The following is a 14,658-nucleotide window of genomic DNA, read 5'->3' as shown; positions in this document are numbered from 1 at the left end:
CATGAACAAAGTTTCGCGTTCCGACGCGCCAAGGCCCAAGCCACGCAACGCAGGCTCGCTGAGCTGCTGAAATGCGGAGAAGGCAAGCGAAAAGCACCTCCCCCTTATGGGAAGGTGCTCGAAGCTGTGGCGCTTAGGAGTTCAGGGCGCGGTTGAAGGTTGCCCAGCTTCCGCGGAGGTCATCCTGCCAGTAGCCCCAGGAGTGGGTGCCGGATGGGCGGAAGTTCCAGTCTGCTGGGATACCCAGGGAATCCAGCTTTGCACGCAGGTTGTGGGTGCAGAAGTTGGTGGCTGCCTCAATTGCACCACCCTGGACCTGGACGTTTGCCACGGTGATGGAGCCAACCAGTGGGTTGGCGTGAGCCAGGCGTGGGTTCGCCAGGTTATCGTACACACCTGGGGTGCCGGAGGCGTTGGAGACGTACAGTGCGGTGCCACGCAGCTTGTCAGCGTTGATCAGGGCGTCGTTGTAAAGGGCGGTTGGGGAGCCGATTGGGCCCCACATCTGATCTGGGTGTGCGCCGCCGCGCTGCAGGGTAATGCGCACGAACTCGCGTTCCATTGGGGAGTTGGTGGCTGCGCAGCCGGAGAAGGAAGCGGCGGCGTCGTAGAACCCTGGGTAGTGTTCAGGCAGCAGCAGGGAAGTGGTGGCAGACATGGACATGCCGGCAATCGCACGCTTGTTGCTTGCCTGCAGGGTTGCCTCCAGTGGGCCCGGAAGCTCCTTGACCAGGAAGGTTTCCCACATTTGCTTGCCGCCCAGGTTGGCGTTTTCCTGCACCCAGTCCGTGTAGTAGGAGAACTTGCCGGCCATTGGGATCACCACGTTGACGTCCTTGTCAGCGTAGAACTCAAAAATGTCCGTCTGTGCCAGCCAGTTTGCGGCGCCCTCGCCGCCGTCGCCACCGTTGAGCATGTAGATGGTTGGGCGGCCAGGGTTGGAGGCCTTCAGCACTGCCAGTGGTACGTCCCGGTTCATGGAAGGGGAGTACGCCCACATCTCCACTGCGCGAGGGTTGTTGGCGATCTTGTCACGCCAATGCAGCTCGGTGCCCGGCTTTGCGCCTTGGGTCACGGTAGCTACCGGCACGCCGCCGTTGACGGCCGCAGGGGTGAGGGTAGCGGCCTCCGCGGAGGGAGCAAACAGAGTGCTGGCTGCGATGGCGAGGGCAGCCAACGGGGCAGCAGTGCGGCGAAGGAGCTTCATACCAAACGTTCTTTCTTGTGTGGATGGGACACACCGAGAGGGTGCATAAGCATTGAGACAGTTACGGGTGAAAACTTATCAGGTTTTCCCGACTGTGGATACCCATAGCCGCACACCGTGCTACCCTCATGAACAAAATTGCCTTGCAAACGGTAGTTTCCCCTAAAGAAAGGCCCTTGTTCAATGTTTACCTTTATCTCCGATCTTTTTGGCCAGCTTTCTCACACCGGTTCCTCCGGGCTGTCCAACCTGCTGCTCGCTTTGGGTCTGATCTAAGCCCGGATTTCCCGAGCAACCTGCGCAACCTGAGCTCCCCGAGCTCCCTTGCGTGCCTGCTGCCCCTTGGGGGCGTCGGTACGCATTTTTTGTGGCTACACCCGTTTGGGCGACAGATCGGGCAGATGCACGTATCCTTGTCCACTATGAGTGAACATTATGACGTTGTAGTTCTTGGCGCGGGCCCAGGCGGCTATGTGTCTGCCATCCGTGCAGCCCAATTGGGTAAGAAGGTGGCTGTTGTTGAAAAGCAGTACTGGGGCGGCGTGTGCCTGAATGTGGGCTGCATTCCTTCCAAGGCGCTGTTGAAGAACGCTGAGGTTGCGCACATTTTCAACCATGAGGCCAAGACCTTCGGCATTTCCGGCGAGGTCAGCTTTGACTTCACTGCGGCGCACCAGCGCTCCCGCAAGGTCTCGGAGGGCATCGTGAAGGGTGTCCACTACCTCATGAAGAAGAACAAGATTACTGAGGTAGATGGCCTAGGTGCGTTCAAGGACGCCAACACCATCGAGATCACCGAGGGTAAAGACGCAGGCAAGACCCTCACCTTTGACAACTGCATCATCGCCACCGGCTCCGTGGTGCGCTCCCTGCCCGGCGTGGAAATCGGCGGCAACATCTTGAGTTTTGAGGAGCAGATCCTCAAGTCCGAGGCACCAAAGTCTATGGTCATCGTGGGTGCTGGCGCTATTGGCATGGAGTTCGCGTATGTGCTGGCCAACTACGGCGTGGACGTCACGATCGTGGAGTTCATGGACCGCGTGCTGCCAAATGAAGATGCCGACGTCTCCAAGGAGATCGCTAAGCAATACAAGAAGCTGGGCGTGAAGCTGCTGACCGGCACCAAGACCACCGCTATCCGTGACCTCGGCGGCGAGGCCGGTGTGGAGGTGGACGTGGAGTCCAAGGATGGCTCCAAGTCTGAGACGCTCAAGGCAGACCGCGTGATGGTCTCCATCGGCTTTGCCCCACGCACCGAGGGCTACGGCCTGGAGAACACCGGCGTGGAGCTTACCGACCGCGGCGCCATTGCCATTGATGACGAGATGCGCACCAACGTCCCCCACATCTTCGCCATCGGCGACGTCACCGCGAAGCTGCAGCTCGCCCACGTCGCAGAGGCCCAGGGCGTGGTTGCCGCTGAGGTCATCGCCGGCGCCGAAACCCAACTGCTTGGCGACTACATGATGATGCCACGCGCCACCTTCTGCAACCCCCAGGTTGCCTCCTTCGGCTACACCGAGGCCCAGGCCAAGGAGAAGTTCGAGGGGCGCGAAATCAAGGTGGCCACCTTCCCATTCTCCGCAAACGGCAAGGCAGCCGGCCTCGCCGAGACCGCGGGCTTCGTGAAGATCGTCGCCGACGCCGAATACGGCGAGCTCATCGGCGCGCACATGGTCGGCGCCAACGTCTCCGAGCTCCTCCCCGAGCTCACCCTGGCCCAGCGCTTCGACCTCACCGCCGAAGAAATCGGCCGCAACGTCCACACCCACCCAACGCTTTCCGAGGCCATGAAGGAAGCCGCGGAGGGGATTATGGGGCACATGATTAACCTCTAAGCGGCCAGCAACAGGCCTCAGGCGCCACCCCTCATGAACAATGTGAAGTTTGTGAATGAACTTCACGGGGTTGGCGCCTTTTGCGTCCCCACCATTCGGGGTGGGTCGACCCCTGGTAGCAGTACCATGAGGGCATGCACGTTGATGCGAAATGCCCCATCCGCTTCGGCGAGCCCTGCACCCTCTGCGTTCCCGGTGCCCACGGCCCGCAGGACTGCCAGCTCGTGGCCTTGGTCAAGGCGGATCCGGAGCTCGCGGAGTTGCGCAGCGAGATGATCCGCGCCAAGCGCGAACATGTCTGAGTAACAAGAGCGTGCCGACGCAAGGCGCCGGGGCACAAGGCTTCTAGTATGGCGCGACGTTGGAAGAGTGCGGGTCCACCGAGATGGACTGGTTGATCGCGGGGAATGCCCGCTGCGCGCAGTTTTGCCTGGTGCACACGCGGCAGCCGACGCCGATGGGGGTGGCGCTGGCAAAGTCGCCGAGGTCAAAGCCCTTTGCGTACACGGTGCGTTCGGCGTGGCGTGCCTCGCAGCCCAGGCCGATGGCGAAGAGCTTTCCCGTTTCCCCGAACCTGCCCTGGTGGTGCCGCACGGTGCGGGCTACCCAGAGGTAGTTGCGGCCGTCGGGCATCTGCGCGAGTTGGCGCATGATGGTGCCGGGATTGGTGAAGGTGTCGTAAACATTCCACAGTGGGCAGGTGCCGCCGGCGTGGGTGAAGTGGAACCCGGTTGCGGATTGGCGCTTGGAGATGTTGCCCGCTCGATCCACGCGCACGAAGGTGAAGGGGATGCCGCGGAGGTTCGGGCGCTGCAGCGTGGAAAGTCGGTGGCAGATGGTCTCGTAGCCCAGGCCGAACATTTGCCCCAAGTATTCGATGTCGTAGCCGCAGCGTTCGGCTTCTTGGTGGAACATGCCATAGGGCAGCATGGTGGCTGCCGCGAAGTAGCTGGCCACGCCGCGCAGCGCCAGATTCCTCGCCTCCGGCGTGGAAAACTGCTCGGTGTCCACTACTTCTTCCATGAGGGGGCCGGCTTCGAGGTAGCCGAGCTCCGCGGCCAGGCGGAACGCCCTTTGGCCCGCGATCAGCCTGGAGGAGAGGTAGATGACTCCGGCCTCTTGGTCGAAGGTATGGAGGGTGCCGCCGAGTTCCTCACCGGCCTCCACTTGCACGCCGTGGCGGCTGCGCAGCCGCTGGGTGAGGGCCGTCTCAGTGGCGCGGATGTTGAATTGGGTGACGCCGAGCTCTTCGGCGATGGCCTCGGCGCGCTGGTCCAGGGAGTCTAGGTAGTTTTGCCTGGCGTAGAAGAAGTCGCGGACCTCATCGTGTGGCATGGACAGCGCTGATGTCTCGTTGCCTGCGGCGATGCGCACGTCGGTAGCTACGGTGAGCTTGTCGCGGACGTTTCGGTATCGCCTGTGCATGTCCACCATGGCGCGGGCGATGTCGGGGTGCGATTCCACGAGGGCGTGGAGGTCCTGGAGTTCGATGGGGGTGGGGCAGAGCTCGCGGTCGAGGGCGACGTCTTGGATTTCGGCGAAAAGGCGCGAATTGTCGTCGCGGGAGAAGAAGGTGGCGTCCACGCCGAAGGCCTCGGTGATGCGGTTGAGTACGGACAGTGTGAGCGGCCGGACGTCGTGCTCAATTTGGTTCACGTAGCTTGCGGACAGCCCGAGGGTTTGTGCGAGGGTGGCTTGGCTGAGGTCGCGTTCGCGGCGCAGTTGCTTGAGCCTGGAGCCAACGTATGTCTTTCCCATGAGGAAACTGTAAAGGATTTGCGAACAAAGCTTGCAAAGATCTTTACACCCCCTCATGGGCAACTTCGGCCCGGCGCTGTCCATGAGGGGAGAGGTGGGGTGTAGCCTGCACAAAAACGAATTCCCCGCAAAGCCGTATCCGCCGTTTGATTGATACCGAATGGGTGGGGCAGGATTTACGCAACAAACATGTTGCGCCATTGACTGGTGGGGTTGTTGTGGTTTCAAAAGTGCCGGTAAACGCCCCCTCATGGACACCTAGTTAGGTCAGCCTTAACTAACTGGCAGGTCACGGGGCATTTTTAATACTGTGAGGTAGCTCACCTGGGTGCAAAGTAAGTGGTCTAGCAGCTATAGCGAGCCGTACAGTAATGACGACACTGGAGGTGCCATGACTGTAAATAATCTCGACCGTGAGGCCGTATCTCACGGCAAAATCACTGAAAAGCCGCTCCGCGAGCGGCCATCCTTCCCAACCTGGGCCCTGAAGCTCACGATGGCCATCACTGGCCTGATCTTCGCTGGCTTCGTGGTGTTCCACATGGTGGGTAACTTGAAGATCTTCCTGCCTCATTACGAGGATGGAACTCACCCAATTGACCACTACGCACACTGGCTGCAGCAGGACGTGCTGTACCCACTCGTGCCCCATGGTTGGTTTGTGTGGATCTTCCGAGCTGTGCTGCTTGCAGCCATCATCTTGCACGTGTACGGCGCATTCGCTTTGACCAAGCGTTCGCAGCAGTCCCGCGGTAAGTTCCGCCGTACCGACCTCGTGGGTGGTTTCAATTCCTTCACCACCAAGACCATGCTGGTGACCGGCATTGTGCTGCTTGCCTTCATCATCTTCCACATCCTGGACCTGACCGTTGGCGTGGCTCCTGCTGCTTCCGACGTCTTCGTCCACGGCGAGGTCTACGCAAACATGGTGGCAAGCTTCAGCCGCTGGCCGGTGACCATCTTCTACGTGATCGCCATGCTGGTGCTCTTCCTGCACCTTTCCCACGGTATCTGGCTCGCTACCAGCGACCTCGGTATCACGGGCAAGCGCTGGCGCGCAGTGCTGCTGTTCCTGTCTTACCTGGTCCCAGCAGTGGTGCTCATCGGCAACATCTCGATCCCGTTGGCTATTGCGACCGGCTTGGTCGGCTAGGACGAAAAGGTAAACAAATATGAGCATTCACGCTGAAACCACCCCTCGCCCTGAGTTCAACCACCCTGTGTCCATCGTTCCTGGCGTTCGCCCAGGTACCGTTCTGGACGCCAACGAGCCAAAGGGTGTTCCTACCAAGGACATGTGGCAGTACCAGAAGGACCACATGGAGTTGGTCTCTCCACTGAACCGTCGCAAGTTCCGCGTGCTCGTCGTGGGCACCGGTCTCTCCGGCGGTGCAGCCGCTGCTGCCCTCGGCGAGCTCGGCTACGACGTCAAGGCGTTCACCTACCACGACGCGCCACGCCGCGCGCACTCCATCGCAGCTCAGGGCGGTGTCAACTCCGCACGAGGCAAGAAGGTAGATAACGACGGCGCCTACCGCCACGTCAAGGACACGGTCAAGGGCGGCGACTACCGCGGCCGCGAGTCCGACTGCTGGCGTTTGGCCATCGAGTCTGTTCGCGTGATCGACCACATGAACGCCATCGGCGCACCATTCGCCCGTGAATACGGCGGCACCCTGGCTACTCGTTCCTTCGGTGGCGTGCAGGTGTCCCGCACCTACTACACTCGCGGTCAGACCGGCCAGCAGCTTCAGCTTTCCACTGCGTCCGCGCTGCAGCGCCAGATTCACCTGGGTTCCGTGGAGATCTTCACCCACAACGAGATGGTGGACCTCATCATCACGGAGAAGGACGGCCAGAAGCGCTGCGAAGGCCTGATCATGCGTAACCTGATCACCGGCGAGCTCACCGCTCACACCGGCCACGCAGTGATCCTGGCTACCGGTGGCTACGGCAACGTGTACCACATGTCCACCCTGGCAAAGAACTCCAACGCATCCGCAATCATGCGTGCGTACGAGCAGGGCGCATACCTGGCTTCGCCTTCCTTCATCCAGTTCCACCCAACCGGCCTGCCGGTGAACTCGGAGTGGCAGTCCAAGACCATCCTCATGTCGGAGTCGCTGCGTAACGACGGCCGCATCTGGTCCCCAGTGAAGCCAAACGACGACCGCGACCCGAACACCATCCCCGAGGAAGAGCGCGACTACTTCCTTGAGCGGCGCTACCCAGCGTTCGGTAACCTGGTGCCCCGCGACGTCGCTTCGCGCGCCATCTCCCAGCAGATCAACGCTGGCCTGGGCGTCGGACCGCTGCACAACGCTGCATACCTGGACTTCCGCGACGCAATCCAGCGCCTTGGCGAGTCCACCATCCGCGAGCGTTACTCCAACCTCTTCCAGATGTACGAAGAGGCAATTGGTGAGGACCCATACAAGGCTCCAATGCGCATCGCACCAACCTGCCACTTCACCATGGGTGGCCTGTGGACCGACTTCAACGAGATGACCTCCATCCCAGGCCTGTTCTGTGCCGGCGAGGCATCCTGGACCTACCACGGCGCAAACCGTCTGGGCGCAAACTCCCTGCTCTCCGCATCCGTGGACGGCTGGTTCACCCTGCCATTCACCATCCCGAACTTCCTCGCAGGCTACTTGGGTACCGAGCGCCTGTCCGAGGATGCTCCGGAGGCACAGGCAGCGCTGCAGCGCGCACAGGCACGCATCGACCGCCTCATGAACATCAACGGCTCCAACCCACACGGCCCTGAGTACTACCACCGCCAGCTCGGTGAAATCCTCTACCGCTACTGTGGCGTGGCCCGCGACATCGAGGGTCTGAAGAAGGGCATTGAAGAAATTCGTGCCCTGCGCGCAGACTTCTGGGCAAACATGCGTATCACCGGCAACCAGGACGAAATGAACCAGGTGCTCGAGTACGCCGCACGCGTTGCTGACTACCTGGATCTCGGCGAGCTCATGTGCGTGGATGCACTTGACCGCGACGAGTCCTGCGGTGCTCACTTCCGTGACGACCACCTCTCCCCTGAGGGCGAGGCAGAGCGTGACGACGAAAACTGGTGCTTCGTATCCGCCTGGGAGCCAGGTGCAAGCGAAGGCGAGTTCATCCGCCATGCTGAGCCACTGGTCTTCGAATCGATCCCGCTGATGACAAGGAATTACAAGTAATGAAACTCACTCTTGAAATCTGGCGTCAGGCCGGTCCCTACAGCGAAGGTCACTTTGAGACGGTCGTAGTAGAAGACGCCGTTCCGCAGATGTCCATCCTGGAGCTGCTGGACCACGTAAACACCAACTTGGTGGAGGAGAACAAGGAACCATTCGCGTTCGCCTCCGACTGCCGCGAGGGCATCTGTGGCACCTGTGGCCTCATGGTCAACGGCCGCCCACACGGTCCCGAGCAGAACAAGCCTTCCTGCCAGCAGCGTCTGCTGACGGTCAAGGATGGCGACACCCTCCGCATCGAGCCATTCCGTAGCGCTGCATACCCAGTGATCAAGGACATGGTTGTGGACCGCTCCGCCCTGGACCGCGTCCTCGAGCAGGGTGGCTATGTTTCCATCAACGCAGGCACCGCCCCAGATGCAGACACCCTGCACCTGAACCACCAGGTGGCCGAGTTCGCCCTCGACCACGCAGCCTGCATCGGCTGCGGCGCCTGCGTGGCAGCCTGCCCGAACGGTGCTGCGCACCTGTTCACCGGCGCAAAGCTGGTGCACCTCTCCCTGATGCCTCTGGGCAAGGAGGAGCGCGGCCGCCGTGCACGCAAGATGGTTGACGAGCTCGAAACCAACTTTGGCCACTGCTCCCTCTACGGTGAGTGTGCCGATGTCTGCCCAGCAGGCATCCCACTGACCGCGGTCGCAGCGATCAACAAGGAACGCGCTCGCTCCTTCTTCAGCGCAAAGGAACACTAAACACCCCCATTTACTGCGCGGCTCCCGCGCAGTAAAGTGGGACCCATTATCGGCCCCCTCAAGAAAGGCACCCAGGAAGCATGTCCGCAACTGTTGCTCAAAACAACGCTGAGTACCCAGTCTACGAAGGGCGTATGCACTACATCGACGGCTACGACCCAGTAAGCCTCTACGCACCACACTCTTCCCTGCAGCGCACTAGCACCTGGTTGGGCATGGGCTTCCTGCTTGCCTCCCTGGCTGGCCTGAACTGGCTTGTGTTCGGCGCCGCATCCGGCACCGTCGGTAGCCAGGAGAACGCGAGCACCTACATGATCATCGGCGCGGTACTCGCCGTGGTGTTCATCGGCTTGGGTGCGTTCCTTATCCATCGCGGACGTCGCTTCTACCGTGCATACCGTGCAGAGACCGGCCGCGTGAATTAACCCTCACCGGCACCTCCAAGCAGCCGAGAACTCCCTCATGGGTTTCTCGGCTGCTGCCTTTTTGCCCTACCGTAGAGGGCATGCAAACCTCACCAAATGCCGTGCCTGGCCCGTCGCCGGAGGTGGAGGCCGAACGACGCCGCACCCTGCGAGCCCACAAAGCCTTTGCCACCAGTCTGCTGTTTGTTGCGGCCGCGATTTTCCTGGGTTGCCAGTGGTACGCCTCTGTCACCAACCCAACCCCCTCATGGGTAGGGTTCATGAGGGCGGCGGCGGAGGCGGGGATGGTCGGTGGAATCGCCGACTGGTTCGCCGTTACCGCACTCTTCCGCCACCCGTTGGGGCTCCCCATCCCACACACGGCAATCGTGCGCCGTAAGAAGGACCAGGTGGGTCAGGCGTTGAGCGGATTCGTGTCTGAAAACTTCCTCAACGCCACGCTGATCACGCAGAAGGTTCGCCAGGCGCAGTTGCCGGAAAAGATCGCAGATTGGCTGTCAAAGCCCGAAAACGCCGCCACAGTGAGCGCCCAGGTGGGCAAACTCACTGTCAATGTTGTGGAGGCCCTCGACCCCAAAGACGCCGAATCCGTGATCCGCGCGGGGGTCATCGACAGACTCGCCCAACCCGAATGGGGCCCGCCGCTCGGAAAGCTCCTTCAGCAGCTTATTGATGAGGGGCACGCGGAGCCGATTGTGCAGGAACTTGTCCACTGGCTCCACGGCAAGGCGCTGGGCAGTGAATCGAAGATCATCGAGCTCCTCGACGAACGCGCCCCCTCATGGGCACCGAAGTTCGTCAACGAGCTGGTGGGTGACAAGGTCTACCGCGAACTGATCCAATGGACCGCCGCCGTCGACGCCGACCCCAACCACGACGCCCGCCAAGCCATCCGTCGCTTCCTGGACAAGTTCGCCGCCGACCTGCAGCAAGACCCCACCATGATTGCGCGCGTCGAGGAGCTCAAGCAAGACATCATGGCCTCCCGCCCGCTCCAGGACGCAGCCGCCATGCTCTGGGCCAAAGCCTCAACCTCCCTCATGGACTCCGCGGCGGACCCCGATTCGCTCATGAGGGGGAAGGTGGCGCAGTTCGCGCAAAGTTGGGGCCTGCGCTTGCAAACCGACGAAACCCTCCGGGCGCAGCTCGACCAGCGGATCACCGGCGCTGCGGCGTTTCTCGCGAACAATTACGCTGATGAGGTGACGTCGATTATCGGAGAGACGATCGAGCGCTGGGATGCTGATGAGGCGAGTGACAAGATTGAACTCATGGTCGGTAAGGACCTGCAGTACATTCGGCTAAACGGCACCATCGTCGGCGCGCTCGCCGGCCTCGTGATCTACACTGTGAGCTTTGTGCTCTTCGGTGGCCACTAAACTCACCCCATGGAGGTTTCATGAACACCCTGCAAGCATTGCTGCCTTGGCTCGCCCAGATACCGTTTCTGCTGATCGCCCTTGCGGGCGTCGTTGGGGCAGCTCAGGTCCTTTTCACCCGCGACGACGCCTTCACCGCCGCCGACCGCCTCTCCAAATGGGCGTGGGCCGGCATCTTGATCGGCTCCGCATTCGCCGCCGCCATGAACCTCATGTTCCTGAGCTGGGTGGGCATCGTGATGATCGGCCTGTACTGGTTCGACGTGCGGCCGCAAATCCGCAACATCCTCAACGGCAACTATGGCTGGTAGCCGCAAAATCTCCCTCATGGGCCCCGACGTCACCGCCAAAGATGTTCATGAGGGGGGAACACTTGGGCTTGGGCTTGTAGTGCCGCCGCACTTGGTCCAGCACGCCACGAACCCCTCCTCATGGGCAGGGTATCCATACGGGCAGCAGCATACCCTCATCAAGGCCGCTGAAGCGCGCCTGGCTGTCCAGTGCGGCGCGGAGCTCGTGGCGGTGGTGCCCACGCGTGAGGCGGTGCGCGCTGAGCACAGCACGCAGCTCCTTTCGGAGGTCGTGGCGATCCGTGAGGCGGTGCCGCATCCGGCGCGGCTCGCAGTGGCCCTCGACGCAACCGTTTTCACCCCTCATGAGCTCGCGCGGGCGGCTGCCTGGCTTCGCCCCAGCGGCGTCGATGCGCTTGTGAGCCCTGTCCATGAGGGGGTGCGCGAGTTGGAGGCCGCCGGCCTGCCCGTGATCCTGCTTGTGGAAAACGCTGATGCGGATAAATTTCCAGCTCATGAGGTATGGATCACGGATTTCTGCGGATAGCTCAGGGGCCGGAAATCCGCCTGTGGAATTCGCCTTTGCCGGCGGTTTGGGCGCGCGAATATCTTTCGCCTCATGAACATTCTCAAGCTTTATGCACTGTCCGGAATTGATCTCCTCCTCGAAATCCTCGACGCCCTCCGCACCCGCACCCCCGACCAACTCGCGGCGGAAGTGGGGGTCGCGCGCAAAGACATCACACAACTGCGCTGGGTGGCACGCTTTTATGACACCGACGACGTGCGCAGCGCCGCACGCGGCCACTATCTAGGTACGCTCACCGCCTGCGCGGTCGCCGTCCGCAACCTCAAGAGCCCCACGAAGAGCAGGGAGCAAGTGCTCCTGGAGTGCTTGGAAGCCGCGCGGGGGCTGACGGTCGAGCAGGCGAGGGCGAAAGCGAATGACATCGTCGGTGTCCACAACGAGGAAATCCCCCAACCACCGCCGCGCCGCCAGCGCGTGCACACTCAACAGGCCGCCGACCCACTCGGCCAGCGCAGGCTCATTGGCACCTTCAACGACGACTCCCTCACCCGTATGGAAAAGGCCCTCACTCCCCGTATGGAAGAGCTCATGAGGGAGGGGTGCACGCGGTCTGAAGCGTTGGCCACCGCGATGGAGGAAGCTGTCACCGGCACCCTGACTCCCGCCTACCAGCCTGCGCTGTTTCTGCCCCTGCGCGCGTCGGAAGGCTATTTCAAGGACGGCAAGATCTACACGACTGACGGCGCGGGCATCCCGCTTTCTGAGCTCGACGGAGCGGAGATCGGCGACACCGGCTGGGTGATTGTCGCTGCTCAGGACCCCGACACCGGCGAAATCGGCGCCGAAGCCCTCCCCATCCAACGCTTCGCCGACACCGCGCAGCGCCTCGTGCTCGCCACCGAAACCATGATCTGCACCCACCCCGACTGCGACCAACCCGCCTGGCGCTGCCAATTCCACCACATCGTCGCCTTCAGCCACGGCGGCGCCACCGAAACCCCCAACATGCTGCTGCTATGCAAGGTGCACAACGGGCGTAACGACGACACCCCAGGCCGCACAAAGAACGGTCGCATGGTGCGCGACGACGCCGGCACGCCCCTGCATCACGCCACCCCCAGCGCCCCCGGCCGCCGCCAAAACCACCGCGTCACCTGGAAAGGATGGCGCCGAGAAATGGAACAATTCCTCGGCGACCCCACCCTGTAAGGCTACAGAGCCGACAAATCCACCTGCGACCCCACCAACACCAACTCCATCCCCTCATCAGTAACCGACGCCTGCCGCACCTCCAGGCCCGCCCCAAGCTGCTGCGCCTGCCCGCGCAGCCCTTGAGTGAGCCCATCGGCGACCACGCCAGGCAAATCGAAGCCCATGAGGGAAACATTCGTAGCCTCAAACCCCAACCCCTCATCAACAACTACCGGGCGCAAATCAAGGGTGCCGGCGCCACCGGAAAACTCAACCCTCAACACGCCCTCATGAGCAACGGGCTGGAGGTCGGTGACCTGGATTATCGCCTGCAGCACCGACTGCAGATACCCCTCATCAGCTTGTTCATGAGGGGTAAGAGATTGCTGGATGGTTGCCAGTAGATACTGCCTGTCCAGCACCGGCCGCATTTCCATGTGGGAGGCTATGGCGGCCTCGGGATTGGAGATGTCGAGGTCGGTGATGCTGATGTGGACCTCGGGGTTACCGCTAATTTGCGGTGGATTGCTCTCCTGGATCGCGATAGTGGAGGGGCTGCTAATCTCCACGTGCGGCACGTTTTTGGTGATGAGCGAGCTCATGAGGGGAGTGGCGCCGAAGCTGATGCTGGCCTCTTCCCCCATGGACGATTTGATTTGGTTGCTTACCGTCGTGCGCAGTGCAAACTCGCCGGCCGCTAGGAGCAGAAGGAGGACGGCGAGGATCGCGAGAACGACTTTGGTGGTCTTGGATTTCACGCCCCCAGTGTATGGGAACTCTCATGAGGGACAAGTTCAGGGCTTCACGACGTCCCACGGCACCGTCAGCACGCAGTCGCGCAGGGGGCGTCGCTGTGGGACGAGGGGGACGCCTTCGTTGATGAGGGTGGTGTGGGCTTGGCGCCAGCGCACCCTGGGGCCGTAGGGTGCGAGGGCGGCGGTGCGGCGCCAGGCGTCGTCGGCGTGCTGGAGGAGCTCGTGGATGCGGTTACCTGGGGTGTTGCGGTGGATGAGGGCTTTGGGGAGGCGTTCGGCGACGTCGCTGGGTTGGGTGACGTCGAAGGGGTCCCAGGCGAGGGTCAAACTCAGCGGCCCCTCATGGGAAATGGTGATCCATGAGCAGCGGCGGCCGAGTTCATCGCAGGTGCCTTCCACCAGCAGGCCGGTGGGGTGCATGTGGGAGGTGATGGTGGCCCATGCGTCTTCGACCTGGTTGACGTCGTACTGGCGCAGCACGTTAAAGGCTCGCACCAGGTGTGGGCGGTGGCCGGCAAGCTCGAAGCCTCCGAGCTGGAACTCCACGCCTTCATGAGGGGGGAGGACGCGGTCAGGGTGGATCTCTAGGCCGATGACGCGCACGTCAGGGCGCATCCCGCGCAGCCAGCGCGCCCACTCAACGGTGGTGGTGTGGCTGGCCCCGTAGCCGAGGTCGATGGCCAGAGGATGAGTAGCCCCCCTCATGAGTTTGTTCATGAGGGGGGAGTGGGCGATCCAGCGGTCGGCCCGCCGCAGCCGATTGTGCCCCGTCGTCCCCCTGGTGATGACGCCTATCGGCCGTCGTTGGCCACCGCTGAAGTCGGTGCGGAGGTTGTGGGCGTGGTCGGCCATGGGGTTAGAGGTTGTCGCTGATCCAGGCGGTGGTGAGGTTGGCTTCGTTTTGGAAGAGCTCTGCGAGTGCTTCGCCAACTTTGGGTTCGATGGCTGGGCCCATGAATGGGATGTTGACGGTGATTTCGTTGGCGTAGGTGAGTGTGGTGGTGGTGCCGTCGGATTGCGGAGTGATGGTGCCGGAGAAGTCGACGGGGGTGCCCTTGACGTCGGCGGTGTAGGTGATCTGCGAGCCGACGGTGACAACGCGCTTGACCTTAAGCGCCTGGCTGATCATGCCGCGGACAGCTTCGGGGAGGATGTCGAGTGGCAGGACTTCGTAGAGGACGGCGGTGGTGGTGCCGTCGGTGTTGGTGAGTTCGTGGAGTTCGCCTGGCTCGGGGCTGAGGTTGGCTGCGATGTAGCTCCAGTAGTCTGCGGAGGCGAAGGCCTGTTGAACTTTTTCCAATGGGTGGCCGATGGTTGCGGTGTTTTCGCTTCGCGTAGTCATGCATTCA

General features: G+C 62.0%; 15 protein-coding genes. 10 read left to right on the top strand and 5 right to left on the bottom strand.

The features are described 5' to 3' along the window. Nucleotides 1-133: 133 nt before the first annotated feature. A complete protein-coding gene (locus NQ018_RS02830) occupies nucleotides 134-1,207 on the bottom strand; it encodes an alpha/beta hydrolase (RefSeq protein WP_257058227.1) in 1,074 nt (357 codons plus the stop codon). A 422-nt stretch (nucleotides 1,208-1,629) separates the two neighbouring features. On the opposite strand from NQ018_RS02830, the gene lpdA reads away from it, so the two are divergent. After that, entirely contained in the window at nucleotides 1,630-3,045 is a 1,416-nt protein-coding gene (lpdA, locus tag NQ018_RS02825) for a dihydrolipoyl dehydrogenase (protein ID WP_257037396.1), read from the top strand. Between the two features lie 134 nt (nucleotides 3,046-3,179). Continuing rightward, entirely contained in the window at nucleotides 3,180-3,347 is a 168-nt protein-coding gene (locus NQ018_RS02820) for a DUF6767 domain-containing protein (protein WP_257058225.1), read from the top strand. A gap of 43 nt (nucleotides 3,348-3,390) precedes the next feature. Here NQ018_RS02820 and ramB read toward each other — a convergent pair whose 3' ends face one another. Next, nucleotides 3,391-4,803, bottom strand: coding sequence for an acetate metabolism transcriptional regulator RamB (gene ramB / locus NQ018_RS02815; protein ID WP_257058224.1), 1,413 nt, complete (start codon nucleotides 4,801-4,803; stop codon nucleotides 3,391-3,393). A 391-nt stretch (nucleotides 4,804-5,194) separates the two neighbouring features. Here ramB and NQ018_RS02810 point away from each other — a divergent pair, with 391 nt between their 5' ends. From NQ018_RS02810 to NQ018_RS02775, 8 genes are all read left to right on the top strand, one after another. Continuing rightward, entirely contained in the window at nucleotides 5,195-5,956 is a 762-nt protein-coding gene (locus tag NQ018_RS02810) for a succinate dehydrogenase cytochrome b subunit (RefSeq protein ID WP_257037399.1), read from the top strand. 19 nt (nucleotides 5,957-5,975) lie between these two features. Beyond that, nucleotides 5,976-7,991 carry a fumarate reductase/succinate dehydrogenase flavoprotein subunit gene (locus NQ018_RS02805; RefSeq protein WP_257058222.1) on the top strand — a complete coding sequence of 672 codons (2,016 nt, stop codon included), beginning with the start codon at nucleotides 5,976-5,978 and terminating at the stop codon, nucleotides 7,989-7,991. Beyond that, a complete protein-coding gene (locus tag NQ018_RS02800; RefSeq protein WP_257037401.1) occupies nucleotides 7,991-8,740 on the top strand; it encodes a succinate dehydrogenase/fumarate reductase iron-sulfur subunit in 750 nt (249 codons plus the stop codon). The genes NQ018_RS02805 and NQ018_RS02800 overlap by 1 nt, the downstream gene beginning before the upstream one ends. An 80-nt stretch (nucleotides 8,741-8,820) precedes the next feature. Then, complete coding sequence (locus tag NQ018_RS02795; protein ID WP_257037402.1) at nucleotides 8,821-9,165, top strand: hypothetical protein; 345 nt, start codon at nucleotides 8,821-8,823, stop codon at nucleotides 9,163-9,165. An 80-nt stretch (nucleotides 9,166-9,245) separates the two neighbouring features. After that, nucleotides 9,246-10,544, top strand: a complete 1,299-nt coding sequence (locus NQ018_RS02790; RefSeq protein WP_257058220.1) for a DUF445 domain-containing protein — start codon at nucleotides 9,246-9,248, stop codon at nucleotides 10,542-10,544. Nucleotides 10,545-10,564: 20 nt separating this feature from the next. Beyond that, on the top strand, nucleotides 10,565-10,855 hold the full coding sequence (locus NQ018_RS02785) for a DUF2516 family protein (protein WP_257037404.1): 291 nt from the start codon (nucleotides 10,565-10,567) through the stop codon (nucleotides 10,853-10,855). Further along, nucleotides 10,845-11,381, top strand: coding sequence for a beta/alpha barrel domain-containing protein (locus tag NQ018_RS02780; RefSeq protein WP_257058218.1), 537 nt, complete (start codon nucleotides 10,845-10,847; stop codon nucleotides 11,379-11,381). The genes NQ018_RS02785 and NQ018_RS02780 overlap by 11 nt, the downstream gene beginning before the upstream one ends. Before the next feature lie 72 nt (nucleotides 11,382-11,453). Beyond that, a complete protein-coding gene (locus NQ018_RS02775; protein ID WP_257037406.1) occupies nucleotides 11,454-12,572 on the top strand; it encodes an HNH endonuclease signature motif containing protein in 1,119 nt (372 codons plus the stop codon). Between the two features lie 2 nt (nucleotides 12,573-12,574). Here the strand turns inward: NQ018_RS02775 and NQ018_RS02770 are convergent, their stop codons facing one another. From NQ018_RS02770 to NQ018_RS02760, 3 genes are read right to left on the bottom strand one after another with little or no spacing between them, the layout of a single operon-like run. Beyond that, complete coding sequence (locus NQ018_RS02770) at nucleotides 12,575-13,312, bottom strand: LmeA family phospholipid-binding protein (RefSeq protein WP_257058216.1); 738 nt, start codon at nucleotides 13,310-13,312, stop codon at nucleotides 12,575-12,577. A 36-nt stretch (nucleotides 13,313-13,348) separates the two neighbouring features. Further along, the gene (locus tag NQ018_RS02765; RefSeq protein ID WP_257058205.1) at nucleotides 13,349-14,161 is read right to left on the bottom strand and encodes a class I SAM-dependent methyltransferase; all 813 of its coding nucleotides are present in this window, start codon (nucleotides 14,159-14,161) and stop codon (nucleotides 13,349-13,351) included. Between the two features lie 4 nt (nucleotides 14,162-14,165). After that, entirely contained in the window at nucleotides 14,166-14,651 is a 486-nt protein-coding gene (locus tag NQ018_RS02760; protein ID WP_257058203.1) for a DUF2505 domain-containing protein, read from the bottom strand. Nucleotides 14,652-14,658: the final 7 nt, after the last annotated feature.

This window comes from Corynebacterium kozikiae (genome assembly GCF_024580965.1).
Lineage (GTDB): Bacteria > Actinomycetota > Actinomycetes > Mycobacteriales > Mycobacteriaceae > Corynebacterium > Corynebacterium kozikiae.
Note: the sequence above shows the minus strand (reverse complement) of the source record. Positions and strands in the feature narration are given on the sequence as shown.